The sequence below is a fragment of the Kitasatospora sp. CM 4170 genome, from assembly GCF_032110285.1.
GTDB lineage: Bacteria > Actinomycetota > Actinomycetes > Streptomycetales > Streptomycetaceae > Kitasatospora > Kitasatospora aburaviensis.
In genome coordinates, this window is sequence record NZ_CP134877.1 from 3,826,642 (window position 1) to 3,851,349 (window position 24,708).

General features: G+C 72.9%; 21 protein-coding genes. 8 read left to right on the forward strand and 13 right to left on the reverse strand.

The annotated features are described in order from the left end of the window. Positions 1-31 precede the first annotated feature (31 nt). Positions 32-1,198: an acyl-CoA dehydrogenase family protein gene (locus RMN57_RS15935; protein WP_313764049.1), complete on the reverse strand. Its 1,167-nt coding sequence runs from the start codon at positions 1,196-1,198 to the stop codon at positions 32-34. 94 nt (positions 1,199-1,292) lie between these two features. Beyond that, positions 1,293-2,591 carry an LCP family protein gene (locus RMN57_RS15940; protein ID WP_313764050.1) on the reverse strand — a complete coding sequence of 433 codons (1,299 nt, stop codon included), beginning with the start codon at positions 2,589-2,591 and terminating at the stop codon, positions 1,293-1,295. Positions 2,592-2,811: 220 nt separating this feature from the next. On the opposite strand from RMN57_RS15940, the gene RMN57_RS15945 reads away from it, so the two are divergent. From RMN57_RS15945 to RMN57_RS15955, 3 genes are all read left to right on the forward strand, one after another. Beyond that, the gene (locus RMN57_RS15945) at positions 2,812-4,149 is read left to right on the forward strand and encodes a UDP-glucose/GDP-mannose dehydrogenase family protein (RefSeq protein ID WP_313764051.1); all 1,338 of its coding nucleotides are present in this window, start codon (positions 2,812-2,814) and stop codon (positions 4,147-4,149) included. A 58-nt stretch (positions 4,150-4,207) separates the two neighbouring features. Next, positions 4,208-4,621, forward strand: a complete 414-nt coding sequence (locus RMN57_RS15950; RefSeq protein ID WP_313764052.1) for a CoA-binding protein — start codon at positions 4,208-4,210, stop codon at positions 4,619-4,621. 141 nt (positions 4,622-4,762) lie between these two features. Further along, the gene (locus RMN57_RS15955) at positions 4,763-5,860 is read left to right on the forward strand and encodes a ferritin-like protein (protein WP_313764053.1); all 1,098 of its coding nucleotides are present in this window, start codon (positions 4,763-4,765) and stop codon (positions 5,858-5,860) included. 60 nt (positions 5,861-5,920) lie between these two features. On the opposite strand, the gene RMN57_RS15960 is transcribed toward RMN57_RS15955, so the two are convergent. The 3 genes from RMN57_RS15960 to RMN57_RS15970 are packed head-to-tail and all read right to left on the reverse strand — an operon-like array spanning position 5,921 to position 8,888. Beyond that, on the reverse strand, positions 5,921-7,141 hold the full coding sequence (locus RMN57_RS15960) for a dipeptidase (RefSeq protein ID WP_313764054.1): 1,221 nt from the start codon (positions 7,139-7,141) through the stop codon (positions 5,921-5,923). Positions 7,142-7,164: 23 nt separating this feature from the next. Then, positions 7,165-7,734, reverse strand: a complete 570-nt coding sequence (gene purE, locus RMN57_RS15965; RefSeq protein ID WP_313764055.1) for a 5-(carboxyamino)imidazole ribonucleotide mutase — start codon at positions 7,732-7,734, stop codon at positions 7,165-7,167. Next, positions 7,731-8,888, reverse strand: a complete 1,158-nt coding sequence (locus tag RMN57_RS15970; protein ID WP_313764056.1) for a 5-(carboxyamino)imidazole ribonucleotide synthase — start codon at positions 8,886-8,888, stop codon at positions 7,731-7,733. Before RMN57_RS15970 ends, purE begins: the two co-directional genes overlap by 4 nt. Positions 8,889-9,129: 241 nt before the next feature. Here RMN57_RS15970 and RMN57_RS15975 point away from each other — a divergent pair, with 241 nt between their 5' ends. Next, the gene (locus RMN57_RS15975; RefSeq protein WP_313764057.1) at positions 9,130-9,669 is read left to right on the forward strand and encodes a GtrA family protein; all 540 of its coding nucleotides are present in this window, start codon (positions 9,130-9,132) and stop codon (positions 9,667-9,669) included. 112 nt (positions 9,670-9,781) lie between these two features. Next, a complete protein-coding gene (locus tag RMN57_RS15980) occupies positions 9,782-10,474 on the forward strand; it encodes an ester cyclase (RefSeq protein ID WP_313764058.1) in 693 nt (230 codons plus the stop codon). 124 nt (positions 10,475-10,598) lie between these two features. Here RMN57_RS15980 and RMN57_RS15985 read toward each other — a convergent pair whose 3' ends face one another. Then, complete coding sequence (locus RMN57_RS15985) at positions 10,599-11,846, reverse strand: ATP-binding protein (protein ID WP_313764059.1); 1,248 nt, start codon at positions 11,844-11,846, stop codon at positions 10,599-10,601. A gap of 82 nt (positions 11,847-11,928) precedes the next feature. Continuing rightward, positions 11,929-12,603, reverse strand: a complete 675-nt coding sequence (locus RMN57_RS15990; protein ID WP_030290974.1) for a response regulator transcription factor — start codon at positions 12,601-12,603, stop codon at positions 11,929-11,931. Between the two features lie 329 nt (positions 12,604-12,932). Between RMN57_RS15990 and RMN57_RS15995 the strand changes: the two genes are divergently transcribed. Further along, complete coding sequence (locus tag RMN57_RS15995; RefSeq protein ID WP_313764060.1) at positions 12,933-14,441, forward strand: oligopeptide:H+ symporter; 1,509 nt, start codon at positions 12,933-12,935, stop codon at positions 14,439-14,441. A 136-nt stretch (positions 14,442-14,577) separates the two neighbouring features. Beyond that, the gene (locus RMN57_RS16000; protein ID WP_313764061.1) at positions 14,578-16,674 is read left to right on the forward strand and encodes a prolyl oligopeptidase family serine peptidase; all 2,097 of its coding nucleotides are present in this window, start codon (positions 14,578-14,580) and stop codon (positions 16,672-16,674) included. Positions 16,675-16,796: 122 nt separating this feature from the next. Here RMN57_RS16000 and hutI read toward each other — a convergent pair whose 3' ends face one another. From hutI to RMN57_RS16025, 5 genes are all read right to left on the reverse strand, one after another. Beyond that, positions 16,797-17,966, reverse strand: coding sequence for an imidazolonepropionase (gene hutI / locus RMN57_RS16005; protein WP_313767845.1), 1,170 nt, complete (start codon positions 17,964-17,966; stop codon positions 16,797-16,799). A gap of 107 nt (positions 17,967-18,073) precedes the next feature. Continuing rightward, positions 18,074-19,423, reverse strand: a complete 1,350-nt coding sequence (locus RMN57_RS16010; RefSeq protein ID WP_313764062.1) for a formimidoylglutamate deiminase — start codon at positions 19,421-19,423, stop codon at positions 18,074-18,076. Continuing rightward, the gene (locus RMN57_RS16015) at positions 19,414-20,616 is read right to left on the reverse strand and encodes an allantoate amidohydrolase (RefSeq protein WP_313767846.1); all 1,203 of its coding nucleotides are present in this window, start codon (positions 20,614-20,616) and stop codon (positions 19,414-19,416) included. Before RMN57_RS16015 ends, RMN57_RS16010 begins: the two co-directional genes overlap by 10 nt. A 17-nt stretch (positions 20,617-20,633) precedes the next feature. Further along, positions 20,634-22,304 (reverse strand): urocanate hydratase, encoded by a 1,671-nt coding sequence (gene hutU, locus RMN57_RS16020; RefSeq protein WP_313764063.1) that lies wholly within the window; start codon positions 22,302-22,304, stop codon positions 20,634-20,636. 269 nt (positions 22,305-22,573) lie between these two features. Then, positions 22,574-22,903 (reverse strand): hypothetical protein, encoded by a 330-nt coding sequence (locus RMN57_RS16025; protein ID WP_313764064.1) that lies wholly within the window; start codon positions 22,901-22,903, stop codon positions 22,574-22,576. A 109-nt stretch (positions 22,904-23,012) separates the two neighbouring features. On the opposite strand from RMN57_RS16025, the gene RMN57_RS16030 reads away from it, so the two are divergent. Further along, entirely contained in the window at positions 23,013-23,492 is a 480-nt protein-coding gene (locus RMN57_RS16030; protein WP_313764065.1) for an SRPBCC family protein, read from the forward strand. Positions 23,493-23,582: 90 nt separating this feature from the next. On the opposite strand, the gene RMN57_RS16035 is transcribed toward RMN57_RS16030, so the two are convergent. Then, a complete protein-coding gene (locus tag RMN57_RS16035; protein ID WP_313764066.1) occupies positions 23,583-24,452 on the reverse strand; it encodes a MurR/RpiR family transcriptional regulator in 870 nt (289 codons plus the stop codon). Between the last annotated feature and the right edge of the window lie 256 nt (positions 24,453-24,708).

The window sequence follows — 24,708 nt, forward strand, 5'->3', positions numbered from 1 at the left end:
GCAGTTCGCGCCGGAGCAGGCGGGTGCCGCCTTACGGCAGGTTGCGGGCCATGACGATGCGCTGGATCTGGTTGGTGCCCTCGTAGATCTGCGTGATCTTCGCGTCCCGCATCATCCGCTCCAGCGGGTAGTCCCGGGTGTACCCGTACCCGCCCAGCAGCTGCACCGCGTCCGTCGTGATCTCCATCGCCGCGTCCGACGCGAAGCACTTCGCCGCCGCCCCGAAGAACGTCAGATCCCCGTCCCCGCGCTGCGACTTCGCCGCCGCCGCGTACGTCAGCTGCCGCGCCGCCTCCAGCTTCATCGCCATGTCCGCCAACATGAACTGCACCCCCTGGAAGTCCCCGATCGGCTTCCCGAACTGCTTGCGCTCCCGCACATAGCCCTTCGCGTAGTCCAACGCCCCCTGCGCGATCCCCAACGCCTGCGCCGCGATCGTCACCCGCGTGTGGTCCAGCGTCCGCATCGCCGTCGCGAACCCCGTCCCCTCCGCACCGATCATCCGGTCCGCCGGAATCCGCACATTGTCGAAGTACACCTCACGCGTCGGCGACCCCTTGATCCCCAGCTTCTTCTCCGGAGCCCCGAACGACACCCCCGCATCGCCCTTCTCCACCACGAACGCCGAGATCCCCTTCGACCGCGCCTCCGGATCCGTCACCGCCATCACCGTGTAGAACTCCGACACACCGGCGTTGGTGATCCAGCGCTTCACCCCGTTCAGCACCCAGAAGTCCCCGTCCCGCACCGCCCGGGTCTTCATCCCCGCCGCGTCCGAACCCGCCTCCGGCTCCGACAGGCAGTACGAGAACATCCCCTCACCCCGGGCCAGCGCCCCCAGGTACTTCGCCTTCAACTCCTCCGACCCCGACAACTGCACCGGCAGCGACCCCAGCTTGTTCACCGCCGGGATCAACGACGACGAGGCGCACACCCGCGCCACCTCCTCGATCACGATCACCGTCGCCAGCGCATCCGCCCCCGCACCACCGAACTCCTCCGGCACGTGCACCGCGTGCAGATCATTGCCCTGCAACGCGTCCAACGCCTCCTGCGGGAACCGGCCCTGCTCGTCCACCTCCGCCGCGAACGGAGCGATCTTCGCCTCGGCCAGCGAACGCACCGCCTCACGGAGCATCTCGTGCTCCTCGGAGATCCGGAAGAGATCGAAGTCCGCCGCCCCTGCGCTGCCCGCCATGATGCCCGCCTCGTCGAGTTCGGATGGTGCCGTGAAGTCCCGGTTAGTTACCGTTAAGTAGAGATCCTAGGGCTCCGACCTGCGGCTGCCTAGGTCAGTCGACGTCCGCGCCGAGGGTGTCGCCGGCCCGGTGGTCGCGGAAGTACTGCGGCATCCGGTCGTTGCGCATCGCCTCCCAGAGCTGCGCGGCCGCACGCTCGTCCAGCAGCACCACGCTCTGCCCGTCCCTGGTGTCGAACCCGCCGAACGGCGCGTTCATGAACCGGACGTCGTCCGGGCGCAGCGAGCGCAGGCTCCAGGCGAGTTGGAACAGATCGGTGTTGGAGAGCCGGTCGTCGACGCTGACCACCTCGCCGACCGACTGCAGCAGGCCGCCGAGCTTCGACGGGCTGGTCAGGGTGCCGGAGTCCATGATCCGCAGCATCAGCGAGCGGAGGAAGTTCTGCTGCCGCTTGGTGCGGTCGAGGTCCCCGCCGGGCAGGCCGTAGCGCTCGCGGACGTACAGCAGGGCCTGCGCGCCGTCCATGTGGTGGGTGCCGGCCTCCCAGGCGCGGGCCTCGCCGACCGCCTCGATGGTGCGCGGCACGGTGATGTCCACCCCGCCGACCGCGTCGGTGAGGGCGCGGAAGCCGTTCCAGTCGATCACGGCGAGGTGGTCGATCCGGATGCCGGTGAGGTTCTGCACGGTCTCGGTCATCAGCGCCGGGCCGCCCCAGGAGTAGGCCGCGTTCAGCTTGGCCCGGCCGTGGCCCGGGACGTCCGCCCAGGTGTCGCGGGGCAGCGAGACCAGGGAGGCACTGCGGCGGTCCTCGGAGAGGTGCAGCAGCATCATGGTGTCGCTGCGGGCCGCCCCCGCCCGCCAGGCCGGGGCCTTGGCGGCGCTCCCGGTGGTCGGGACGTCGGAACGGGCGTCCAGGCCGACCAGCAGCAGGTTGAGGCCGCTCGCCGGGACGGGCCGCGGCTGGGCGGACTCCGGTGCGGTCGGGAAGGCGTCCGGGATACGGGTGACCGAGGAGGCGTAGTGCTGGGCCACCCAGTACACGGTGCCGCCGGCGCCGAGGGCCAGCACGAGCAGGGCGGAGAGCGTCCAGAGCAGGACGCGGCGGGTGCGGCGGCGCCGGGCGGGCGGCTCCGGCCCGTCGCCCTCCCCCGGGCCGTCCACGGCGGCGTCCTCGCCGCCCCTCGGCTCGAAGAGGCTCAGGCCGGCTCCGGGGCGCGCGGACTCCGCGGGGAGCGCGGAGGCCTCCGAGTGCGCCGGCGCGTCCGCGTGGGCCGCCTCCGAGTCCGCCGGCGCGTCCGCGTGGGCCGCCTCCTCCGGGCGCGCCGGCTCCTCGGCGTGCGACGGCTCGTCCGGGCGCCGCGGCCCGTTCTGGCGTTCGGCGTTCGGATCCATGCGCGCATTGTGCCGTCGGTCACACCGGCCGCGCCGGGGTTCCGGCCAGATCGCCGCACAGCTCCGGCGCCCGGCCGGAAACCGCGCCCCCGTCGGCCGGATCATCGGTCCTGCTGGGACGGCCTGGGCCGGGTAGGGAGCGGCGGATAGCATCGGGGTCGCACGTCCTGTCCGTCCAGCCGACCAGACCCCCCGGTCGACATCCTGCAAAGGGGAACCCGTGACCCTCCGCATCTCCGTGATCGGCACCGGTTACCTCGGCGCCACCCACGCCGCTGCCATGGCGGAGTTCGGCTTCGAGGTGCTGGGCCTGGACATCGACCCCGACAAGATCGCCATGCTGACCGCCGGCCGGGTCCCGATGTACGAGCCGGGCCTGTCCGAGCTGCTGCTCAAGCACGTGGCCGGCCACGAGGGCTCGACCGGGCGGCTGCGCTTCACCACCTCCGCCCAGGAGGCCGCGGAGTTCGGCGACGTGCACTTCATCTGCGTCAACACCCCTCAGCGCAAGGGCGAGTTCGCCGCCGACATGTCCTACGTGGACGCCGCGATCGACGCGCTCGCCCCGCACCTGACCCGCCCGGTGCTGGTGGTCGGCAAGTCCACCGTCCCGGTCGGTTCGGCCGGCCGGCTGGCCGAGCGGCTGGCCGCCCAGGCGCCGGTCGGCGAGGGCGCCGAGCTCGCCTGGAACCCGGAGTTCCTGCGCGAGGGCTTCGCCGTCCAGGACACCCTGCGCGCGGACCGGATCGTGGTCGGCGTCCGCAGCGAGCGCGCCGAGCAGCTGCTGCGCGAGGTGTACGCGGACCCGATCGCGGCCGGGGTACCGTTCGTGGTCACCGACTTCGCCACCGCCGAGCTGGTCAAGGCCGCCGCCAACTCCTTCCTCGCCACCAAGATCTCGTTCATCAACGCGATGGCCGAGGTCTGCGAGGCGGCCGGCGCGGACGTCACGCTGCTCTCCGACGCGCTCGGCTACGACGAGCGGATCGGCCGCAAGTTCCTCAACGCGGGCCTCGGCTTCGGCGGCGGCTGCCTGCCCAAGGACATCCGCGCGTTCATGGCCCGGGCCGGCGAGCTCGGCGCCGACCAGGCGCTGACCTTCCTGCGCGAGGTCGACTCGATCAACATGCGCCGCCGCTCCCGGATGGTCGAGCTGGCCCGCGAGCAGTGCGACGGCGGCTTCCTGGGCCGCCGGGTGGCCGTCCTCGGCGCCGCGTTCAAGCCCAACTCGGACGACATCCGGGACTCCCCCGCGCTCAACGTGGCCGCCCAGATCCAGCTCCAGGGCGCCCAGGTCACGGTGTACGACCCGAAGGCGACGGACAACGCCCGCAAGATGTTCCCCGGCCTGGCCTACGCCGAGTCCGCGCTGGAGGCGGCCGAGGGGGCGCACGTCGTGCTGCACCTCACCGAGTGGCAGGAGTTCCGCGAGCTGGACCCGGCCGTGCTGGGCGAGGTCGTCGCCGAGCGCCGCCTCCTCGACGGCCGCAACGCCCTGGACGCCGACGCCTGGCGGGCGGCCGGCTGGACGTACCGGGCCCTCGGCCGCCCGAGCTGAGCCACACCCGCCCCCGACGGGCGGGAATCCCCCACCGGGGTGCTTCGTTGGCACCGGCATGACGAGCTACGGAGACGACGCGACGGTCCGCGACATCCTGACGGCCAAGGGCGAAACCTGGGCCGTGGTCGGTCTGTCCAACAACACCGCCCGGGCCGCGTACGGCGTCGCCAGGGTGCTCCAGCGCCACGGCAAGCGCATCGTGCCGGTGCACCCCAAGGCCGAGACGGTGCTCGGCGAACCGGGGTACGCCTCGCTCGCCGAGATCCCGTTCGAGATCGACGTGGTGGACGTTTTCGTGAACAGCGCGCTGGCCGGCGAGGTCGCCGACCAGGCGGTGGCCGCCGGGGCGAAGGCGGTCTGGTTCCAGCTCGGCGTGGTGGACGAGGACGCCTACGCCCGGACGACGGCCGCCGGGGTGGCGATGGTCATGGACAAGTGCCCCGCCATCGAGATCCCGCTGCTCGACTGAGCCCCCACCGGCGCACGCGAGCCGGCGCACACCCACCGTTCGGGGCGAAACGCCGCGACACGCCCCCGGTTCGTACACCCCGCCATCGGCGCCCCCAACAGTTGGCCCGAACCGATCGTGCCGACCGAAAGGGGGCTCGCCATGACCCTGGCCGGGCTCAAGTACGAGAGCACCGCGATCATCGAGCTGATGGACGTGGCCGAGGCGGACCGCTCCGAGGAGTGGCTTCGCGACTCGCTCCAGCAGGCCGTCATGCTGGAGCTCTCCACCCTGCCGCCCTACCTCTGCGCCCTCTGGTCGCTCACCCCGAGCACCGAGTCGGACTTCGAGGTCCGCAGCATGCTCAAGGAGATCGTCTTCGACGAGATGTCCCATCTGGGGCACACCTGCAACATGCTCACCACCGTCGGCGGCACCCCGGTCCTCGCCTCGGCCGCCGTGGTGCCGCCCTACCCGTGCCCGCTGCCCGGCGGGGTGCGACCGGACCTGACGGTCCACCTCGGCGGACTCACCCGGGACGCGGTCGGCCTGTTCGCCGAGATCGAGCGGCCGACCGACCTCCCCACCGGCCCCGCGGCCGGTTCCGCCGACACCTTCCCCTCGATCGGCGCCTTCTACGACGCGATCCTGCGGGCGTTCCGGCGGCCCGGACTCCCGATCACCGGCAGGCGGCAGCTGGTCCGGAGCCTGGAGGACCACGGCAAGGGGAACAGCCTGTTCGCCCTGACGTCCCTCCAGGACGTCGAGCTGGCGATCCGGATCATCAAGGAACAGGGGGAGGGCACCTCGCTCAGCCCCGACAACCCCTTCGAGGGGGTCAAGGGGGAACTCGCCCACTTCTACACCTTCGAGCAGATCCACCGCGGCCGGAAGCTGGTGAAGGTCCGGGAGGACCCGCCCTGCTGGGACTTCGCCGGCGACGAGATCCCGCTGCCGACCGCCCGGCCGATGGCGAGGGTCCCGCGCGGCGGCTGGGCCGCGGACCCGTCGACCGCCCCTACCGACCCGGAGGTGGAGCGGCTGATCGGCGACTTCAACCAGGCCTTCAGCACGATGCTGCACACCCTGGAGCTGGCCTGGCAGAAGGACGACCGCGAGGATGCCGCCGATCAGCTGGAGCTGGCTATCGCCGGCATGTTCGACCTGGCCGTGCCCGCCGGCGACCTGATGGAGAAGCCGCTCCCCAACGACCCCACCAAGCGCTACGGTCCGGAGTTCCGCTTCCTCCCGCCGGCCTGACGAGAGGCCCTGGCGGTTCGCCCGGCCCTGCCCTCCGCGTGGGGGCAGGGCCGGACCGTCTCAGCCGTCGAGCCGGGCGAGGGTGGCGATGGACGGGCGGCGGCCCTCGGTGCGCAGGCGGGCCGCGACCGCCTCGGCGTCGCGCAGGACGCGGACGGCGTTGTGCCAGGTGAGCTTGGCGAGGTCGGCCTCCGACCAGCCGCGGCCCAGCAGCTCGGCGATCAGGTTCGGGTAGCCGGCCACCGAGTCCAGGCCGGCCGGGAGGAAGGCGGTGCCGTCGAAGTCCCCGCCGATGCCGATGTGGTCGACGCCGGCCACCTCACGCATGTGGTCGAGGTGGTCGGCGACGGTGGCCGGGGTGGCGACCGGGCGCGGGTTGGCCACCTCGAAGGCGCGCTGGCAGGCCATCGCGGCCGGGGTGGTGTCGAGGTGGTCGAAGCCGTGGGCGCGCATGTTCTCGTCCGCCGCGGCGGTCCACTCGATGGCGGCGGGCAGGATGAACTTGGGCACGAAGGTGGCCATCGCCACGCCGCCGTTGCCGGCGAGCGCGGCGAGCACGTCGTCCGGGACGTTGCGCGGGTGGCCGCAGACGGCCCGCGCGGACGAGTGCGAGAAGACGACCGGCGCCTCGGTGACGCGCAGCGCGTCGCGCATGGTGTCGGCGGAGACGTGCGAGAGGTCGACCAGCATGCCGAGCCGGTTCATCTCCCGGACGACCTCCTCGCCGAAGGCGGTGAGCCCCCCGGCGGCCGGCTTGTCGGTGGCCGAGTCGGCCCACGGGGTGTTGTCGTTGTGGGTCAGCGTCAGGTAGCGGACGCCGAGCCGGTACAGCGCCCGCAGGGTGGCGAGCGAGCAGTCGATGGAGTGGCCGCCCTCGGCGCCCATCAGGGAGGCGATCCGGCCCTCGGCGCGGGCGGCCTCCATGTCGTCCGCGGTGAGGGCGAGCCGGAGCCGGTCGGGGAAGCGCTCGGCCAGCGCCCGGACGAAGTCGATCTGCTCCAGCGTCGCGCTGACCGCGTGGTCGCCGGCCAGCCGGGAGGGGACGTAGACGGACCAGAACTGCGCGCCGACCCCGCCCGCGGTGAGGCGGGCGAGGTCGGTGTGCAGGCGGGCGCTCTGGTCGGCGGCCAGATCGACCGCGTCGAGGTCGTAGCCGACCTGCTCGCGCATCGCCCACGGCAGGTCGTTGTGCCCGTCGACCACGGGGGCGGCGCGGAGCAGAGCCCGGGCGCGCTCCAACAGGGCGGTGGCGGAGGAGGGATCCAGCAGCTCAGAGGTCATACGAGCTGTTGTATCCGATATGACTACTTTCCAAAGCCGAAGGAGGAGGAACCCGCCACCTTGGCCCTGAGCTTCTTGCCCTTCTCGGTGGCCTGGCCGTTCAGCTCGGCCTGGAAGTCGGTCATCCGCTCGGTCAGCTCCGGGTCGAACGCGGCGAGCATCCGCACCGCCAGCAGGCCCGCGTTGCGCGCGCCCGCCACCGAGACGGTCGCCACCGGCACGCCGGCCGGCATCTGGACGATCGACAGCAGGCTGTCCATGCCGTCCAGGTAGCGCAGCGGCACCGGCACGCCGATGACCGGCAGCGGGGTGACCGAGGCGAGCATGCCCGGCAGGTGGGCGGCACCGCCGGCGCCCGCGATGATCGCCTTCAGGCCGCGCTTGTGGGCGTTCTCGCCGTAGGCGACCATCTCGCGCGGCATCCGGTGGGCGGAGACGACGTCCACCTCGTACGGGATCTCGAACTCGTCGAGGGCCTGGGCGGCGGCCTCCATGACGGGCCAGTCGGAGTCCGAGCCCATCACGATGCCGACGAGGGGGGTGCTCGCGTCAGCGCTCGAACGCGGGTGGTGGCCGGGCGACGGGTGGGTCATTCGGTGATCGTTCCTCGCAGGTAGGCGGCCGCGTGACGGGCGCGCTCGCGGACGTCGTCGAGGTCGTCCCCGAAGACGTTGACGTGGCCGACCTTGCGGCCGGGCTTCACGTCCTTCCCGTACATGTGGATCTTCAGGCCCGGGTCGCGGGCCATGCAGTGCAGGAAGGCGTGGTACATGTCCGGGTAGTCGCCGCCGAGGACGTTGACCATGACGGTCCACTTGGCGCGCGGGCGGGGGTCGCCGAGCGGCAGGTCGAGCACGGCCCGCAGGTGGTTCTCGAACTGCGAGGTGACGGCGCCGTCCTGGCTCCAGTGCCCGGAGTTGTGCGGGCGCATGGCCAGCTCGTTGACCAGGATCCGGCCGTCCCGGGTCTGGAACAGCTCGACTGCGAGGTGGCCGGTGATGCCCAGGTCGCCGGCGATCCGCAGGGCCAGCTGCTGGGCCTCGTCGGAGAGGGCCGGGTCGAGGTCCGGCGCCGGCGCGGTGACCTCGGCGCAGACGCCGTTCTCCTGGACGCTCTCCACCACCGGGTAGGCGACGGCCTGGCCGCTGGGCGAGCGGACCACGTTGGCGGCCAGCTCGCGGACGAAGTCGACCTTCTCCTCGGCCAGCACCGGCACGCCGGCCAGGAACGGCGCCTGCGCCTGCTGCTCGTCGTCGACGACCCAGACGCCCTTGCCGTCGTAGCCGCCGCGGACGGTCTTCAGCACGACCGGGTAGCCGGAGCCCTCGTTCGCGAAGGCGGTGACGTCGGCCGGGTCGGCGACGATCCGGTGCCGCGGGCAGGGGACGCCGATGGCGTCGAGCCGCGCCCGCATGACGCCCTTGTCCTGGGCGTTGACCAGCGCGTCCGGGCCGGGGCGGACGGCGATGCCGTCGGCCTCCAGGGCCCGCAGGTGCTCGGTCGGCACGTGCTCGTGGTCGAAGGTGACGACATCGCAGCCGGCCGCGAAGCGGCGGAGCGTGTCGAGATCGCGGTAGTCACCGAGGACGACGTCGGAGACCACCTGCGCGGCGGAGTCCTGGGGCGTGTCGGCGAGGAGCTTGAACCTGACCCCGAGCGGGATGCCCGCCTGGTGTGCCATGCGGGCCAGCTGCCCACCGCCGATCATGCCCACCACTGGAAAATTCGCATTGCCCGGGGAAGTCACGCGGCCCAGGATATCCGGGCCGGTCGGGGGCGGTGGAACCACCGGCGGGGCGGAGGGAGCGGACGCGCGTAGATGTCAACCTGGCGCCCTCGGGGCTGAGCCGATCGGCGGAACCGGGTAGCCTGGTTCGCCAGGTCCTGCTACGCGCGGTCAGATCATGTGTGTGCACGCAGGGCTCCAGGGGTCAGCCGCGCACCCGCTCCGGGCCCCCTCGTCGGCAGGTACATGGAGGCAGCCCGGTATGGCGACGACCACGGCGTCGAACCCCTCGCTGGCGCAGAAGCTGCGCGGGCTGTCGGGCGAGGTGGTGAAGTTCGCCATCGTCGGCCTGAGCGGCGTGGTGGTCAACTTCGCCGTGTTCTGGATCTGCATCAACGGGCTCCACCTGGCCTCGCTGCGGTCGAACATCGCCGCCACGCTGGTGGCCATCGCCACCAACTACCTCGGCTACCGCTACTGGCTGTACCGGGACCGCGATGCGGCCTCGCGCAAGCGCGAGATCACGCTGTTCCTGCTGTTCAGCGGCGCCGGCATGCTGATCGAGACCGGGGTGCTGGGCTTCTCGGTCTACGTCCTGGGCCTGGACTCGCACTTCGAGCAGCTGGCCGCGAAGGTAGCCGGCCTCGCGGTGGCCACGGTGTTCCGCTTCGTCTCGTACCGGACCTGGGTGTTCACGGCGGTCCCGGAGCCGGAGGCCGCCGAGGGCGAGGCCCCCGGCCTGGTCGCCCAGGCCGAACTGATGCTGGCCACCGAGGAGATCCGGTACGCCAAGGCCGAGTAGGCACCCGCGTCCACTTGCCCGGGCCACCGGGACGAGAGGACAGTGGTCTTACCGGGGGTGAGCACGGCCGGCGGACGATCGAGGCCGAGGGGGGCTACCCAGGAGGCTCGCCATGGCGTTCGTCCAGATCATCGACTGCAAGACCGACCGGTTGGACGACCTCAACCGGCTCATGGACACGTGGGCCGAGCAGACCAGGGGCAGGCGGACGGCCGGCCACGCGGTGGTGGCCACCGACCGCGCCGACACCAAGCACGTCGTGGAGATCGTGGAGTTCCCCTCCTACGAGGAGGCGATGCGGAACTCCAGTCTGCCCGAGACCGACCGGATCTTCCGGGAGATGGTGGCGCTCTGCGATGAGCCGCCGACCTTCACCGACCTCGACGTGGTCCGCGACACCCAGTTCAACAAGGCGGTCGCCGTCCGCGTCCTCGACGAGCTCGCCAAGGGCAACCTCGGCGTGATCGACGAGTGCATGGCCGCCGACTACCGCGACCACGACTACGGCAGCGAGGGCGACGCGGTCGGCGCGGCGGCGTTCAAGGAGCGCTGCAGCGGCTACGTGAACGCCTTCGACTTCAGCTTCGCGATCGAGAGCCGGCTCGCCGACGGCGACGAGGTCGCCCTCCGCTGGACCTGGAACGCCACGCAGAAGGCCGCCTTCATGGGCGTCCCGTCCACCGGCAAGTCGGTGGTCGGACGCGGGACGACCACCTTCCGCTTCAAGGACGGCATGATCCAGGAAGGCTGGTGGCAGTGGGACGTCATGGGCCTGATGAAGCAGCTGGGCATGATGCCGGGCTGATCCGGTCCGGCTCCCCCGGACCCCGCTGGTCGTTCCTGCGGCTCCGCCCCAGACCCCGCTAGTCGTTCCTGCGGCTCCGCCCCAGACCCCGCTAGTCGTTCCTGCGGCTCCGCCCCAGACCCCGCTAGTCGTTCCTGCGGCTCCGCCCCAGGAAGAGCGCGAACACCGGCGGCTTCAGTGAGAGCAGTTCGAGCCGGCCGCCGTCCGCCTCCGCCAGGTCGCGGGCGACGGCCAGCCCGATGCCGGTCGAGTTGCGACCGCTGACCGCGCGTTCGAAGACCCGGTTGCCCAGCTCCGGCGGCACCCCCGCGCCCTGGTCCTGTACCTCGACCACCACCGACGTCCCGGACGGCCGCACCCGCAGCGTGATCGTCCCGGCTCCGTGCATCAGCGAGTTCTCGATCAGGGTGGCCAGCACCTGCGCCACCGTGCCCGGGGTGCCGACTGCGGTGACGCCGTGCAGGCCCTCCACCTGGAGCACCCGGCCGGTGCCGCGGAGCGACGGCCCCCACTCCTCCACCTGCTGCTTGATCACGTCGTCGAGGTCGAAGGCGACCGCCGTGGGGCTGCGAGGGTCCCGCTGGGTGGTGAGCAGCCGCTGGACGACGTCGGTGAGCCGTTCGACCTGCTGGAGGGCGATGGTCGCCTCCTCCTTGACGGTGTCCGGTTCCTCGGCGAGCGCGGTGATCTCCTCCAGCCGCATCGAGAGCGCGGTGAGCGGGGTGCGCAGCTGGTGCGAGGCGTCGGCGGCGAGCCGCCGCTCGGCGGTGAGCATCCGGGCGATCCGCTCGGCGCTGACGTCCAGGACCTCGGCGACCCGGTCGAGTTCGGGGACGCCGTAGCGGCGGTCGCGGGGGCGGGGGTCGCCGGAGCCGAGCCGCTCGGCGGTCTCGGCGAGGTCGGTGAGCGGGCGGGCGAGCCGTTTGGCCTGCCAGACGGCGAGGGCGACGGCGGCCTGGACGGCGAGCAGGGCGACCACGCCGAGCAGCAGCAGCATGTTGGCGATCTCGTGGTCGACCGCGGCCCGGGACTGTTCCACGGTGACGGTCTCGCCGCTGGCGCCCTGCTCGACGGCCTTCAGCACGTGGTCCCCGTCGGGCTGGGTACCGCTGGAGACGATCGGCTGACCGGGGATGTCCACCTCGACGTACTGGCCGTCGGTCACCTGGTTGGCGAACTTGTCGCCGGTGACCGGCTCGCCGGCCGCGAGCCGGTTCTCCACCAGGGCGAGCACCCGGACGGCCGCGGCGTCCACGCGGTCCTGGGCGGCGTTGACGATGGTGCGCTTCTCGACCAGGGCGAGCGGCACGCAGAACACGACGACGACCACCAGGACGACGCCCAGCAGCGAGTTGATCATCCGGCGTTTCACGCTGCCGCTCCCCGTGGTGCTGTGGACCCGGGCCGGGGCGGGTGCCCCTGGCCGGACCCAGGGTCTGACTTGTGGATCAGCCCTAATTCTTCTCGAACCGGAAACCCACCCCGCGCACGGTGGCGATGTACCGGGGGTTGGCCGCGTCGTCGCCGAGCTTCTTGCGCAGCCACGAGATGTGCATGTCCAGCGTCTTGGTGGAGGTCCACCAGGTGGTGTCCCAGACCTGGCGCATGATCTCCTCGCGGGTGACCACCCGGCCGGCGTCCCGGACCAGCACCCGCAGCAGCTCGAACTCCTTGGCGGAGAGGGTGAGCTCCTCCTCGCCGAGCCAGGCGCGGTGCGACTCGATGTCGATCTTCACCCCGTGCGCGCCGGTGGTGAGCTGGTCGACGTTGCCGCGCCGGAGCAGGGCCCGGACCCGGGCCAGCAGCTCGGCGAGGCGGAACGGCTTGGTGACGTAGTCGTCGGCGCCCGCGTCGAGGCCGACCACCGTGTCCACCTCGTCGGCCCGGGCGGTGAGCACCAGGACGGGGCAGCTCTTGCCGTCGGCGCGCAGGCGCCGGCAGACCTCCAGGCCGTCCATCTCCGGCAGCCCGAGGTCGAGGACGACGAGGTCGACCTCCTCGGTGAGCCCGGCGGCCAGCGCGGTCGGGCCGTCCTCGCGGACGAGCACCTCGTACCCCTCGCGTCGCAGGGCCCGGGCGAGGGGTTCGGAGATCGCCGGATCGTCCTCGGCGAGCAGCACACAGGTCATGTGGTGATGGTAGTCCGCCGGGGTATGGCCGTTGTCGCTGTGAGGTAGTTCACAGAGCGTGATCGTTATACGGACGGCGAACACCGCTCAACGGACCACCCCCGACCGCGCGTTCAGCGAAGATTCTGCGCTTCGATCTTCAATCCGAAGGAATTACCGCGGCCAGACCATGGATCGAACAAGTTAGCCTGTCGCAGGCTTTACCATCGGCATACCTAATTGCCACGTTTTGTCAGCCGATGGCGCCAAATATCGCCACGTACAGTGGTTCCGTCCACGTCCGCCTCCACCCCCCTTGGCGGACGCTGTCAGGCAAGGAACCCCTACACATGGCGTCTACGACCCTGGACGCCGGCCTCAAGCCGGCCTCTCCCAGCGGCAAGACCTTCCTCGGGCACCCCCGTGGACTCGCCACTCTCTTCATGAGCGAGATGTGGGAGCGCTTCAGCTACTACGGCATGCGCGCCCTGCTGGTCCTCTACATGACGGCCTCCGTCGCAGAGGGCGGCCTCGGCATGAAGGCGGCCGTCGCCGCCGCCGTCTACAGCGTGTACACGGCGATGGTCTACCTGCTCGCCCTCCCGGGCGGCTGGATCGCGGACCGCTTCCTCGGTGCCCGCAAGACCGTCGCCGTCGGCGGCGTGATCATCATGATCGGCCACTTCCTGCTGGCCGTTCCGATGAGCGCGTCGTTCTTCGTCGGTCTGGCGTTCATCGCGATCGGCTCCGGCCTGCTGAAGGCCAACATCTCGACGATGGTCGGCCACCTGTACGACGGCCCGAACGACCCGCGTCGCGACGGCGGCTTCACGATCTTCTACATGGGCATCAACCTCGGTGCCTTCGCCGCCCCGCTGGTCATCGGCACCGTCGGCCAGAGCGTGAACTGGCACCTCGGCTTCGCGCTCGCCGGCATCGGCATGGCGCTCGGCCTGACCCAGTTCCTGCTGGGCACCCGCCACCTGAGCCCGAAGAGCGACGTGGTGACCTCGCCGATCTCGGCCGCCGAGAAGAGCGCGATCTTCAAGAAGGCCGGCATCTGGCTGGGCCTGGCCGCCGTCTTCTACGCGATCGTCGCGCTGACCGGCCACTTCACCATCAACTGGGCGATCTGGCCGCTGTCGATCGCGGGCATCGCGATCCCGGTCTTCGTCTTCGCCAAGGTGAAGCGGGACAAGGACCTCGACGAGACCGAGCGGTCCCGGATGAGCGGCTACATCTGGTTCTTCATCGCCGCCGCCGTGTTCTGGATGATCTACGACCAGTCCGGCTCGACGCTGAGCATCTTCGCGGACGAGAACACCTCGTCCACGCTGTTCGGGTTCAACTTCCCGTCGACCTGGTTCCAGTCGCTGAACCCGCTGTACATCATGGCGCTGGCCCCGGTCTTCGCCTGGCTGTGGGTGGCCCTGGCCCGCAGGAGCAAGAACCCCAGCACCACCATGAAGTTCGCCTTCGGTCTGCTGATGATCGGCGGCTCCTTCCTGGTCATGATGCTGGCGATGGCCGCCGCCTCGGGCGGCACCAAGGTCACCCCGCTCTGGCTGGCCATGGTCTACCTGATCCAGACCGTCGGTGAGCTGACCCTCTCCCCGGTCGGCCTCTCCGTCACCACCAAGCTGGCCCCGGCGAAGTACGCCAGCCAGATGATGGGTGTCTGGTTCCTCGCCGTCACCGCCGGTGACTGCGTCGCGGCCATCTTCCAGCTCGTCCTCGGCGACGAGGTGGTCGGATCCACCGGGTACTTCGCGTTCCAGGGTGCGATGGCCATCGTGGCCGGCGTCGCACTGGCGATGTACCGCAAGAAGGTCGTGAAGCTGATGGGCGACGTGCACTGACGCCCAGCCGACCTGGCACCGGCCCCGGGGCCGTCGTGGATTCCTGAGATCCACGGCGGCCCCGGTCGCGTTTCCGGCCCCACCACGTTTCCGGCCCCGGCCGCCTCTCCGGCCCCGGCCGTGCGAGGGTGACGGGATGCCGACCGACTCACTCCCCCGTCAGCTCGCCCGCACCCGACGCTTCACCCTCGGCGCCCCCGCCGCGCCGGCCGTCTCCGCCGACGGCCGCACCGTGCTCTTCCTGCGCAGCCGGGCCGGCGACGACCCGGTCTCCTGCCTCTGGGCGCTCGACACCGCCACCGGCGCGGAGCGGCTGCTCGCCGACCCCGCCGCGCTCGGCGCCGACGACGCCGCCCTCCCCGAGGCCGAGCGGATCCACCGTGAGCGCGCCCGGGTGCTGACCACCGGCATCACCGCCTTCGGCACCGACGGAACCGGCCGGCTCGCCGTCTTCGCGCTCCACGGCGCGCTCTGGCTCGTGGACACCGCCGACGGCACCGTCCGCCCCGTCCCCACCGCCGCCCCGGTGTACGACCCGCGCCTCGACCGGGCCGGCCGGCGGATCGCCTACGTCGGCGGCGGCGCCCTGCGCGTGGTCGGCACCGACGGCCGCGGCGACCGGGCCCTCGCCGAGCCCGAGCACGAGGAGGTGGCGTACGGCACGGCCGAGCACGTCGCCGCCGAGTCGATGTACCGCACCCGCGGCCACTGGTGGTCCCCGGACGGCACCGCGCTGCTCGCCACCCGGGTCGACGACCGCCCGCTGAGCCGCCTCCACCTCGCCGACCCGGCCGAGCCGCAGCGCCGGCCGCGGACGGTCCGCTACCCGCTGGCCGGCACCGCCAACGCCGACGTCTCGCTCTGGCTGCTCCCCCTCGACCCGGACCGCCCCGGGGCCCGCACCGAGGTCCGCTGGGACCGGGCCGGCTACGAGTACCTCACCGCCGCCGGCTGGGACGACCACGGCCCGTACGCCGCCGTGCAGAGCCGCGACCAGCGCACCGTCCGCACCCTGGCGATCGCCCCGGACGGCGGCACGAGCGCCCTGGCCGAGCAGCGCGACGAGCACTGGGTCGAGCTGGTCCCCGGCCTGCCGGTCCGGACGGCCTCCGGGGCGCCGGTCGGCTCCGCCGACCGCGGGGGGACCCGCCACCTCACCGTGGCCGGCCAGCCCGTCACCCCGGCCGGGCTGCAGCTGCGCGCGGTGCTCGGGACCGAGGGCGAGCAGGTGCTGTTCACCGCCACCGAGGAGCCCACCGAGACCCACCTCTGGCTGTACGAGCCCGCCGCCGGCCTGCGCCGGCTGAGCGAGGGGCCCGGCCTGCACACCGGTGTGCGGCGCGGCGGCACGCTCGTGCTCACCACCCGGGCCGCCGGCGCCCCGGCCGGCCGGACCACCGTCCTGTCCGAGGGCCGCCCGGCGCTCCCGCTGGCCTCGTTCGCGCAGGCGCCCGTCCTCACCGCCCGGCCGGAGCTGCTCCGGCTCGGCCCGCGCGGGCTGTGCGCCGCGCTGTTCCGGCCCACCGGCCACCGCCCCGGGGACGGGCCGCTGCCCGTCCTGCTCGACCCGTACGGCGGGCCGGCGCTGCAGAAGGTCACCACCGGCGGCGGCTGGCCGGAGCTGGTCTCGCAGTGGTTCGCCGACCAGGGCTTCGCCGTGCTGGCCGTCGACGGCCGCGGCACCCCCGGTCGCGGGCCGCGCTGGGACAAGGAGATCTTCGGGGACAAGGCCACCCCGGCCCTGGAGGACCAGGTCGAGGGGCTGCACGAGGCCGCCCGGCTCCGGCCCGGGCTGCTCGACCTCGACCGGGTGGCGATCCGCGGCTGGTCCTACGGCGGCTACCTCGCCGCACTCGCCGTCCTGCGGCGGCCGGACGTCTTCCACGCCGCCGTCGCCGGGGCCGCCCCCACCGACCAGCGGCTCTACGACACCCACTGGCAGGAGCGGTTCCTCGGCCACCCCGACGAGTACCCCGAGCGCTACGACGCCTGCTCGCTGATCGACGACGCGCCGCGGCTGCGCCGCCCGCTGCTGCTGGTCCACGGCCTCGCCGACGACAACGTGTTCCCCGTCCACGCCCTGCGGTTCTCCGGAGCCCTGCTGGCGGCCGGGCGCCCGCACGAGGTGCTGCCGCTGAGCGGCACCACCCACACGCCCACCGACGAGGCGGTGGCGGAGAACCTGCACCACCACCAGCTGGACTTCCTGAAGCGCTCGCTCGGCCTCGCCTGACGCCGGCGCCGCCCGGGGCTCCGTCCGCGATCCCGACCGAGGGCCCCGACCGGAGGCCCCGCCCGAACGGGAGGAGCCCCCGCGCCCAGGTGAGGGCGCGGGGGCTCCCCGCGGTGCGTCGGTCAGACCTCGCGCACGCCCGCCCGCCAGACGGCCGCCGTCAGCGGCACCCCCGGCCGGTAGGCGAGGTGCACGTGCGAGGGCGCCTCCAGCAGCTGGAGGTCGGCGCGGGCGCCCACGGCCACCGTGCCGACGTCCGTCCGCCGCAGCGCGTGCGCGCCGCCCGCGGTGGCCGCCCAGACCGCCTCGTCCGGCGTCATCCCCATCTCCCGCACCGCGACCGCGATGCAGAACGCCATCGAGCTGGTGAAGCTGGAGCCCGGGTTGCAGTCGGTCGAGAGCGCCACCACGGCGCCCGCATCGAGCAGCCGGCGCGCGTCCGGGTAGGCGGCGCGGGTGGAGAACTCCGCGCCGGGCAGCAGCGTCGCCACGGTGGCCGAGCCGGCCAGCGCCGCCACGTCCTCGTCGGTCAGGTGGGTGCAGTGGTCCGCGGAGGCCGCGCCCAGCTCGACGGCGAGCTGCACGCCGGGACCGTAGGAGAGCTGGTTGGCGTGCACCCGGGGGGTGAGGCCGCGCTCGACGCCGGCGGTCAGGATCGCGCGCGCCTGGTCCCCGTCGAAGGCGCCGTTCTCGCAGAACACGTCCACCCAGCGGGCGTACGGCGCGCAGGCGTCCAGCATCTCGCCGGTGACCAGGTCGACGTACCCGGCCGGGTCGTCCGCGTACTCGGGCGCGACCACGTGGGCGCCGAGGTAGGTGGTCTCGGGGGTGTACGAGGAGGCGATCCGCAGCGCCCGCGCCTCGTCCGGCACGGTCAGCCCGTAGCCGGACTTGCACTCGATCGAGGTCGTCCCCTGGCGCAGCGCCTCGCGGACGAACCGGGCCAGGTTGGCGTCCAGCTCGGCGTCGCTCGCGGCCCGGGTGGCGGCCACCGTGGTGCGGATGCCGCCGGCGGTGTACGACTGGCCGGACATCCGGGCGTTGAACTCGGCGGTGCGGTCGCCCGCGAACACCAGGTGGGCGTGCGAGTCGACGAAGCCCGGCAGCAGCGCCCGCCCCGCCGCGTCGAACCGCTCGTCGGCGGCGGGTGCCTCGGCGGCCGGGCCGACCCAGGCGATCGTGCCGCCGTCCACCACCACGGCCGCGTCGGTGAGCAGGCCCAGCGGCCCGGTGCCCTGCGCGGGGTCGTTGGTGACCAGGCTGCCGATGCCGGTGATCAGGGTGCTCGGCATGCCGTCGCTCTTGGGGGTGCTGGGGGTGCTCACGTCAGGCCTTTCGGGATGGACGAGGGGCGGGACGGGCCCGGTGCCCGCCCCGCCCCGGGGGTCAACGGGATCTCTCAGCAGCTCAGCGCCGCGATCGAGGAGTGCAGCGCGCCCGGGACGTCCGGCACCAGCTGGTGCACGCCGTCCTTGACCACGTGCCGGCCGCCGACCACCAGGTGCCGCACGTCGGCGGCCGAGGCGGCGAAGACCGCGATCTCGGCGCCGAGCCGGGAGGGCGGCCCGGCGGTGCGCACGGAGTCCAGCGCGATCACGGTGAAGTCGGCCAGCGAGCCGGCCTCGATCCGCCCGGCCTCCGGCCAGCCGAGCGAGGCGTGCCCGTCCTCGGTGCCGGCGCGCAGCAGCGCGTTGGCCGTCCAGTGGCCGCGGGTGCGGGTGCGCAGCCGCTCGTCCAGCTCCAGCGCGCGGGCCTCCTCGAACGGGTCGATGACGGCGTGGCTGTCGCTGCCGAGCGTCACCGGGCAGCCGGCCGAGGCCAGTTGGCGGGCCGGGCCGATGCCGTCCGCGAGGTCCCGCTCGGTGGTGGGGCACATGCAGATGGTGGTGGAGGAGTCGGTGAGGAGCTTGATGTCCTCCTCCGTGAGGTGGGTGGCGTGCACCGCGGAGGTGCGCGGGCCGAGCGCGCCGTGGTCGGCGAGCAGCCGGGTCGGGGTGACGCCGTGCGCGGTGAGGCAGGCGTCGTTCTCGGCGGTCTGCTCGGAGAGGTGGACGTGCAGCGGGGTCTTGCGCATCGACGCCCAGTGCGCGACGGTGCCGAGCTGCTCGGCGGGCACGGCCCGGACCGAGTGGATCGCCGCGCCGATCCGGGCGTGCTCGCGCGGGCGCAGCGCCGCGGCGCGTTCGGCCCAGGCGTCGGCGTCGCCGTCGCTGAACCGGCGCTGCGGCTTGGTCGGCTCGGCGCCGAAGCCGGAGGAGAGGTAGCAGGTGTCCAGCAGGGTGATCCGGATGCCGGCCCGGGCGGCCGCCTCGATCAGCGCCTCGCCCATCGCGTTCGGGTCGTCGTAGCGGGCGCCGCCGGGCGCGTGGTGCAGGTAGTGGAACTCCCCGACCGCGGTGACGCCGGCGAGCGCCATCTCGGCGTAGACGGCGGTGGCGAGCGCCAGGTAGCTGTCCGGGTCCAGCGCGGTGGCGAACCGGTACATGGTGTCGCGCCAGGTCCAGAAGGTGCCGGAGCCGACCTGGACGTTGCCGCGCAGCGCCCGGTGGAAGGCGTGCGAGTGGGCGTTGGCCTGGCCGGGCAGCAGCAGCCCGTCCAGCCGGACCGCGCCGGGCGGGCAGGGCCCGCTGTCCGGCGTCACCTTGGCGATCTTGCCGCCGGTCCCGGTGGCGATCAGCACGTCCTGCTCGACCACCGGCCCGTTGACGTGGGGCAGCCAGGCGTACTGCGCCCAGTAGGTTACTGACACGCCAGGTCCTCCAGTACGTCGGCGAGCGCGGCGACCCCGGCCAGGCAGTCGGCGGTCTCGGCGTGCTCGGCCGGGGAGTGCGAGACGCCGCTCGGGTTCCGTACGAACAGCATGGCGGTCGGGATCGCCGATGCCAGGATTCCGGCGTCGTGTCCCGCGCCGGTCGGCAGGATCGGCACGCCGCCGGGCGCCCCGTTCCGGTCCAGCCGCCGGGCCAGGCGGTCGCGCAGCGGGCCGTCGAAGTCCACCACCGGGGTGTAGGACTCGCGGGTCAGCTCGACCCGGACGCCGTCGCGCTCGCCGCGCTCGTACGCGGCCCGCTCGATCTCCTCGACCAGGGCGGTGAGCGTCGCCTCGTCGGCGGCCCGGGAGTCCAGCCAGCCGCGGACCAGGGAGGCGATCGCGTTGGTGCCGTTGGGCTCCACCGCGACCTTGCCGAAGGTGGCCAGGGCGCCCGCCAGCTTCGCCTTCTTCCGGGCCGAGAGCACGGTGTTGGCGTAGGTGAGCATCGGGTCGCGGCGGTCCTCGATCCGGGTGGTGCCGGCGTGGTTGGCCTCGCCGTGGAAGTCGAACCGCCAGCGGCCGTGCGGCCAGATCGCGCTCGCCACGCCGACCGGCTGGTCCTCGGCCAGGTAGCGGCCCTGCTCGACGTGCAGCTCGACGAAGGCGCCGATCCGGGCCAGCCGGTCGCCGTCCGCGCCGATGGCCGCGGGGTCGTAGCCGGCCCGTTCCATCGCGTCGGGCAGCCGGACGCCGTCGGCGTCGCGCAGCTCGTACGCGGCCTCCCGGCCGAGCACGCCGGCGGTCAGCCGGGAGCCGATGCAGGCCACGCCGAACCGGGCGCCCTCCTCGTCGCCGAAGTTGACGATCGCCAGTGGCTTGGTGAACTCGGTTCCGCGCGAGCGCAGTTCGTCCAGCGCGGCGAAGGAGGAGACCACGCCGAGCGGGCCGTCGTAGGCGCCGCCGTCCGGGACGGAGTCCAGGTGCGAGCCGGTGACGACCGCACCCTCGCCCTGCGGGTCGCCCAGCCAGGCCCACTGGTTGCCGTTGCGGTCCAGCTCGTAGGCCAGGCCGCGCTTGCGGGCCTGCTCCTCGAACCAGGCCCGGCACTCGGCGTCCGCGGAGTTCCAGGCGAAGCGGCGGTAGCCGCCGGAGGAGGCGGAGCGGCCCACGGGGAGCAGCTCCGCCCACATCTCCAGGAAGGAGTCGCTCACAGCTCACCCATCGGGATGCGCACCCCGCGCTCGGCGGCGACCTCGTCGGCCCGGTCGTAGCCGGCGTCGACGTGCCGGATGACGCCCATGCCGGGGTCGTTGGTGAGCACCCGGCGGATCTTCTCGCCGGCCAGCGGCGTGCCGTCGGCCACCGTGACCTGGCCGGCGTGGATCGAGCGGCCGATGCCGACGCCGCCGCCGTGGTGGATGGAGACCCAGGAGGCGCCGGAGGCGACGTTGACCATGGCGTTGAGCAGCGGCCAGTCGGCGATCGCGTCGGAGCCGTCCAGCATCGCCTCGGTCTCCCGGTAGGGGGAGGCGACCGAGCCGCAGTCCAGGTGGTCGCGGCCGATCACGATCGGGGCGGAGAGCTCGCCGGAGGCGACCATGTCGTTGAAGCGCTCGCCGGCCTTGTCGCGCTCGCCGTAGCCGAGCCAGCAGATGCGCGCGGGCAGGCCCTGGAAGTGCACCTTCTCCTGGGCCATCTTGATCCAGCGGTGCAGCGACTCGTTCTCCGGGAAGAGGTCGAGCACGGCCTTGTCGGTCTTGTGGATGTCCTGCGGGTCGCCGGAGAGCGCCGCCCACCGGAACGGGCCCTTGCCCTCGCAGAAGAGCGGGCGGATGTAGGCGGGGACGAAGCCGGGGAAGGCGAAGGCGCGGTCGTAGCCGGCCAGCTGGGCCTCGCCGCGGATCGAGTTGCCGTAGTCGAACACCTCGGCGCCGCGGTCCTGGAAGCCGACCATGGCCTCGACGTGCTTGGCCATCGACTCACGCGAGCGCTGGGTGAACTCGGCCGGCTTCTCGGCCGCGTAGGTGGCCATGTCGTCGAAGGCGACGCCGATCGGCAGGTAGCTCAGCGGGTCGTGGGCGCTGGTCTGGTCGGTGACGATGTCGATCGGCGCGTCCATCGCGAGCAGCTGCGGGAACAGCTCGGCGGCGTTGCCCAGCAGGCCGATGGAGAGCGGCTGCTTCTTGTCGCGCGCGGCGGTGGCCAGCTCCAGGGCGTGGGAGAGGTTCTTGGCCTCGACGTCCAGGTAGCGGTGCTCGATCCGGCGGGCGATCCGGGACGGGTCGCAGTCGATGCAGATCGCCACGCCGCCGTTCATGGTGACGGCGAGCGGCTGGGCCCCGCCCATCCCGCCGAGGCCCGCGGTGAGGGTGATCGTCCCCTCCAGGGTCCCGTTGAAGCGCTTGTTGGCGACGGCGGCGAAGGTCTCGTAGGTGCCCTGGAGGATGCCCTGGGTGCCGATGTAGATCCACGACCCGGCGGTCATCTGGCCGTACATGGTGAGCCCGAGGCTCTCCAGCCGGCGGAACTCCTCCCAGTTGGCCCAGTCGCCGACCAAGTTGGAGTTGGCGATCAGCACGCGCGGCGCCCACTCGTGGGTCTGCATCACGCCGACCGGGCGGCCGGACTGGACCAGCATGGTCTCGTCCTGCTTCAGGCCCTGCAGCGTCTTCACCATGGCGTCGAAGGAGCGCCAGTCCCGCGCGGCCTTGCCGGTGCCGCCGTAGACGACGAGCTTCGACGGGTGCTCGGCCACCTCGGGGTCGAGGTTGTTCATGAGCATCCGCAGGGCCGCCTCCTGCTGCCACCCCTGCGTCGTGAGCCCCGTCCCCCGCGCCGCACGCACCTCGCGCGGTCCGCTCGTCTGCTGCTGCACCATGTCCTGGCCTCCCTGCGGATGAATTCATTCAGTCTTGGTCTGGCTGAATATATCCAAACAATCAGCCCGCGACCAGACCCCGGACCCATCCGATCAGCGCCGGTGCGCCGGATCCCCGAGCGCTACCCTGAATCAGGCGAACACCAGCCACTCGGCCCAGCGCCGACGATCGGAGGACGCGACGGCGCGCCCCACCGCACGCCCCCGACACCGCACACCCCAGCACCGCGCGCCTCCGACACCACGCGCGGCGCCGCACCCCGCGGCCCTCAGGCCGCCGCGCCGCCGTCCCAGTCGATGCCCATCTCGGCGAGCCAGCGGCGGTCCTCCTCGTCCGGCACGGCCGGGGCGGCGGGACGGGGCGGGCGGGGGACCTCCTGGACCGGGCCGAGGCCGTACTTGTCGGCCGCCGCGGCCGCGCGCGCGTCGGGCTCGATGACGCCGACGTGGACGGCGGTCTCGTCGCCCGGGTCGAGGACGGTGAGTTCGGGTTCGGGCAGGCGGCGCAGGGTGACGCGGCGTCCGCAGGCCGGGCAGGACCACTCGTCGGCGCCGGAGGCGAGCCGGCCGACGAACTTCATCTCGTGGATCACGCGCATGAGGGCACCCCCTACCGGAAGTGATGCCCGCTCTGGGCGGATCGGCAACCTGGAGGTACGGTCGCTGACGGATCGACGAGCGTCGGCATGCGAACGGGGAGGGGCCGGGATGGGCCGCGAGTGGAGTGTCGAGGAGAGCATCAGCATGGCCGCCGCGCCGGCGGCCGTGTACCGCGCCGTCAGCGAGGTGCGCCGGATGGGCGAGTGGAGCCCGGAGTGCCGCGCGGTGTGGGCGCGCCGCGGCCCGCTGCGCAGGGGTGAGCGCTTCGTCGGCTTCAACCGCCGCGGGCTCTATGTCTGGTTCACCACCTCCCGGGTCACGGTGGCCGACCAGGACCGCGAATTCGCCTTCCGGGTGGACTCGTTCGGGCTGCCGATCGCCGAGTGGGGCTACCGCTTCGAGCCGGACGGCGACGGCGGCACGACCGTCACCGAGTACTGGCGGGACCTGCGCACCGGGCGGGGCGCGCCGTTCGCCGAGCTGCTCGGCAAGGTCTTCACCGGGGTCGCCCCCGAGCGGCGGGCCCAGGCCAACCGGATCGGTATGCGCGCCACCCTGGGCCGGCTCCGGCAGGCGCTCGCCGCCTGATCGGCCGGGTTCCCGGGCGCGGTCGCTCAAGGCCCGCCCGGGGCCGGGCCGCGCTCCGCCCGGGGCCGCGCCGCTCATTCCGGGCCCCGCTCACTCCAAGAACAGCCCGCGGGCCGCCGCCGACTGCTCGATCGCCTCCAGCCGGGCCTCCGCACCGGGGAGTTCGTCGCACATGGTCTGCAGCAGCACCCGGCCGAGCATCATCGGTGCGCAGGCGGTGTCGAAGACCAGCCCGGTGCCGACGGCGGCCGGGAGCATCAGGTCGGAGAGCTTGGCCACCGGCGCGAAGGCGCTGTCGGCGACGGTCAGCACCGTCAGCCCGCACTCCCGGGCCACCGCCAGGGCGTCCATCAGCTCGCGCGGGTAGCGCGGCAGCGCGAAGCAGAGCAGCGCGGTGGCACCGGCCGCCGAGGCCTGTTCGAGGCGGTCGGCCAGCATGCTGCCGCCCTCGTCGAGCAGCCGGATGTCCGGGTGCACCTTGGCGGCGAAGTAGGCGAACCCGCGGGCCTGCGCCGAGGCGGCCCGCAGGCCGAGCACCGGCAGCGGCCGGGAGGCCGCCAGCAGCCGGGCGGCGCGGATGATCGGCTCGGGGTCGGCCAGCAGCTCGGCGAGGTGGCGCAGGTGCTCGATCTCGGCGAGCACGGCCTGCTGGTGCTCGTTGCGCACCGCGTCGTCCGGGGTCTCCGGTGCCACCGGCTCGCCGGCGCCCAGCTCGCGCAGCTGCTTGCGCAGCGCCGGGTAGCCGTCGTAGCCGAGGGCGACCGCGAAGCGGGTGACGGAGGGCTGGCTGACGCCGGCGAGTTCGGCCACCTCGACGCTGGAGAGGAACGGCGCCTCGTTGGCGTGCCGGACCAGCGAGTGGGCGATCCGCCGCTGGGTGGGGGTCAGCCGGTGCCCCTCGAAGAGCTGGAGCAGCCGGGCGGAGGGGCCGACGGTGCCGGTTTCGTCGGTGGCGGTCATCAGCGATACCTCCGGGTGCGAGCTGTTCGGACGACGACTGTGCAGCAGCACGTCGCGACTGGCAAAGACGTCTCGTCCAGCGGGACGTCCGGTGGGACGACCCCGCCGGCCGGGGCGGCGCGGCGACCGCGGGCGGGGCGGCTCCGGAACCGGCCTCGGAGCCGGCTTGGGAACCGCCGCGGGAGCCGCCCTCGGGGTAACCCTGATTTCCCCCTGAGCCTGCCCCGATTACCGTGCGAACCGATGGACCCGCGGG

Bases quoted from the DNA above. Each gene is read 5' to 3' on its own strand.
- RMN57_RS16035 (WP_313764066.1), bottom strand. From the start codon at position 24,452: ATGACCGCCACCGACGAAACCGGCACCGTCGGCCCCTCCGCCCGGCTG.
- RMN57_RS16000 (WP_313764061.1), top strand. From the start codon at position 14,578: ATGCCGACCGACTCACTCCCCCGTCAGCTCGCCCGCACCCGACGCTTC.
- RMN57_RS15955 (WP_313764053.1), top strand. From the start codon at position 4,763: ATGACCCTGGCCGGGCTCAAGTACGAGAGCACCGCGATCATCGAGCTG.
- RMN57_RS15960 (WP_313764054.1), bottom strand. From the start codon at position 7,141: ATGACCTCTGAGCTGCTGGATCCCTCCTCCGCCACCGCCCTGTTGGAG.
- hutU (WP_313764063.1), bottom strand. From the start codon at position 22,304: ATGGTGCAGCAGCAGACGAGCGGACCGCGCGAGGTGCGTGCGGCGCGG.
- RMN57_RS15980 (WP_313764058.1), top strand. From the start codon at position 9,782: ATGGCGTTCGTCCAGATCATCGACTGCAAGACCGACCGGTTGGACGAC.
- RMN57_RS15940 (WP_313764050.1), bottom strand. From the start codon at position 2,591: ATGGATCCGAACGCCGAACGCCAGAACGGGCCGCGGCGCCCGGACGAG.
- hutI (WP_313767845.1), bottom strand. From the start codon at position 17,966: ATGCCGAGCACCCTGATCACCGGCATCGGCAGCCTGGTCACCAACGAC.
- purE (WP_313764055.1), bottom strand. From the start codon at position 7,734: ATGACCCACCCGTCGCCCGGCCACCACCCGCGTTCGAGCGCTGACGCG.
- RMN57_RS15990 (WP_030290974.1), bottom strand. From the start codon at position 12,603: ATGACCTGTGTGCTGCTCGCCGAGGACGATCCGGCGATCTCCGAACCC.
- RMN57_RS16015 (WP_313767846.1), bottom strand. From the start codon at position 20,616: ATGTGGGCGGAGCTGCTCCCCGTGGGCCGCTCCGCCTCCTCCGGCGGC.
- RMN57_RS15935 (WP_313764049.1), bottom strand. From the start codon at position 1,198: ATGGCGGGCAGCGCAGGGGCGGCGGACTTCGATCTCTTCCGGATCTCC.
- RMN57_RS15950 (WP_313764052.1), top strand. From the start codon at position 4,208: ATGACGAGCTACGGAGACGACGCGACGGTCCGCGACATCCTGACGGCC.
- RMN57_RS16025 (WP_313764064.1), bottom strand. From the start codon at position 22,903: ATGCGCGTGATCCACGAGATGAAGTTCGTCGGCCGGCTCGCCTCCGGC.
- RMN57_RS16030 (WP_313764065.1), top strand. From the start codon at position 23,013: ATGGGCCGCGAGTGGAGTGTCGAGGAGAGCATCAGCATGGCCGCCGCG.
- RMN57_RS15995 (WP_313764060.1), top strand. From the start codon at position 12,933: ATGGCGTCTACGACCCTGGACGCCGGCCTCAAGCCGGCCTCTCCCAGC.
- RMN57_RS15975 (WP_313764057.1), top strand. From the start codon at position 9,130: ATGGCGACGACCACGGCGTCGAACCCCTCGCTGGCGCAGAAGCTGCGC.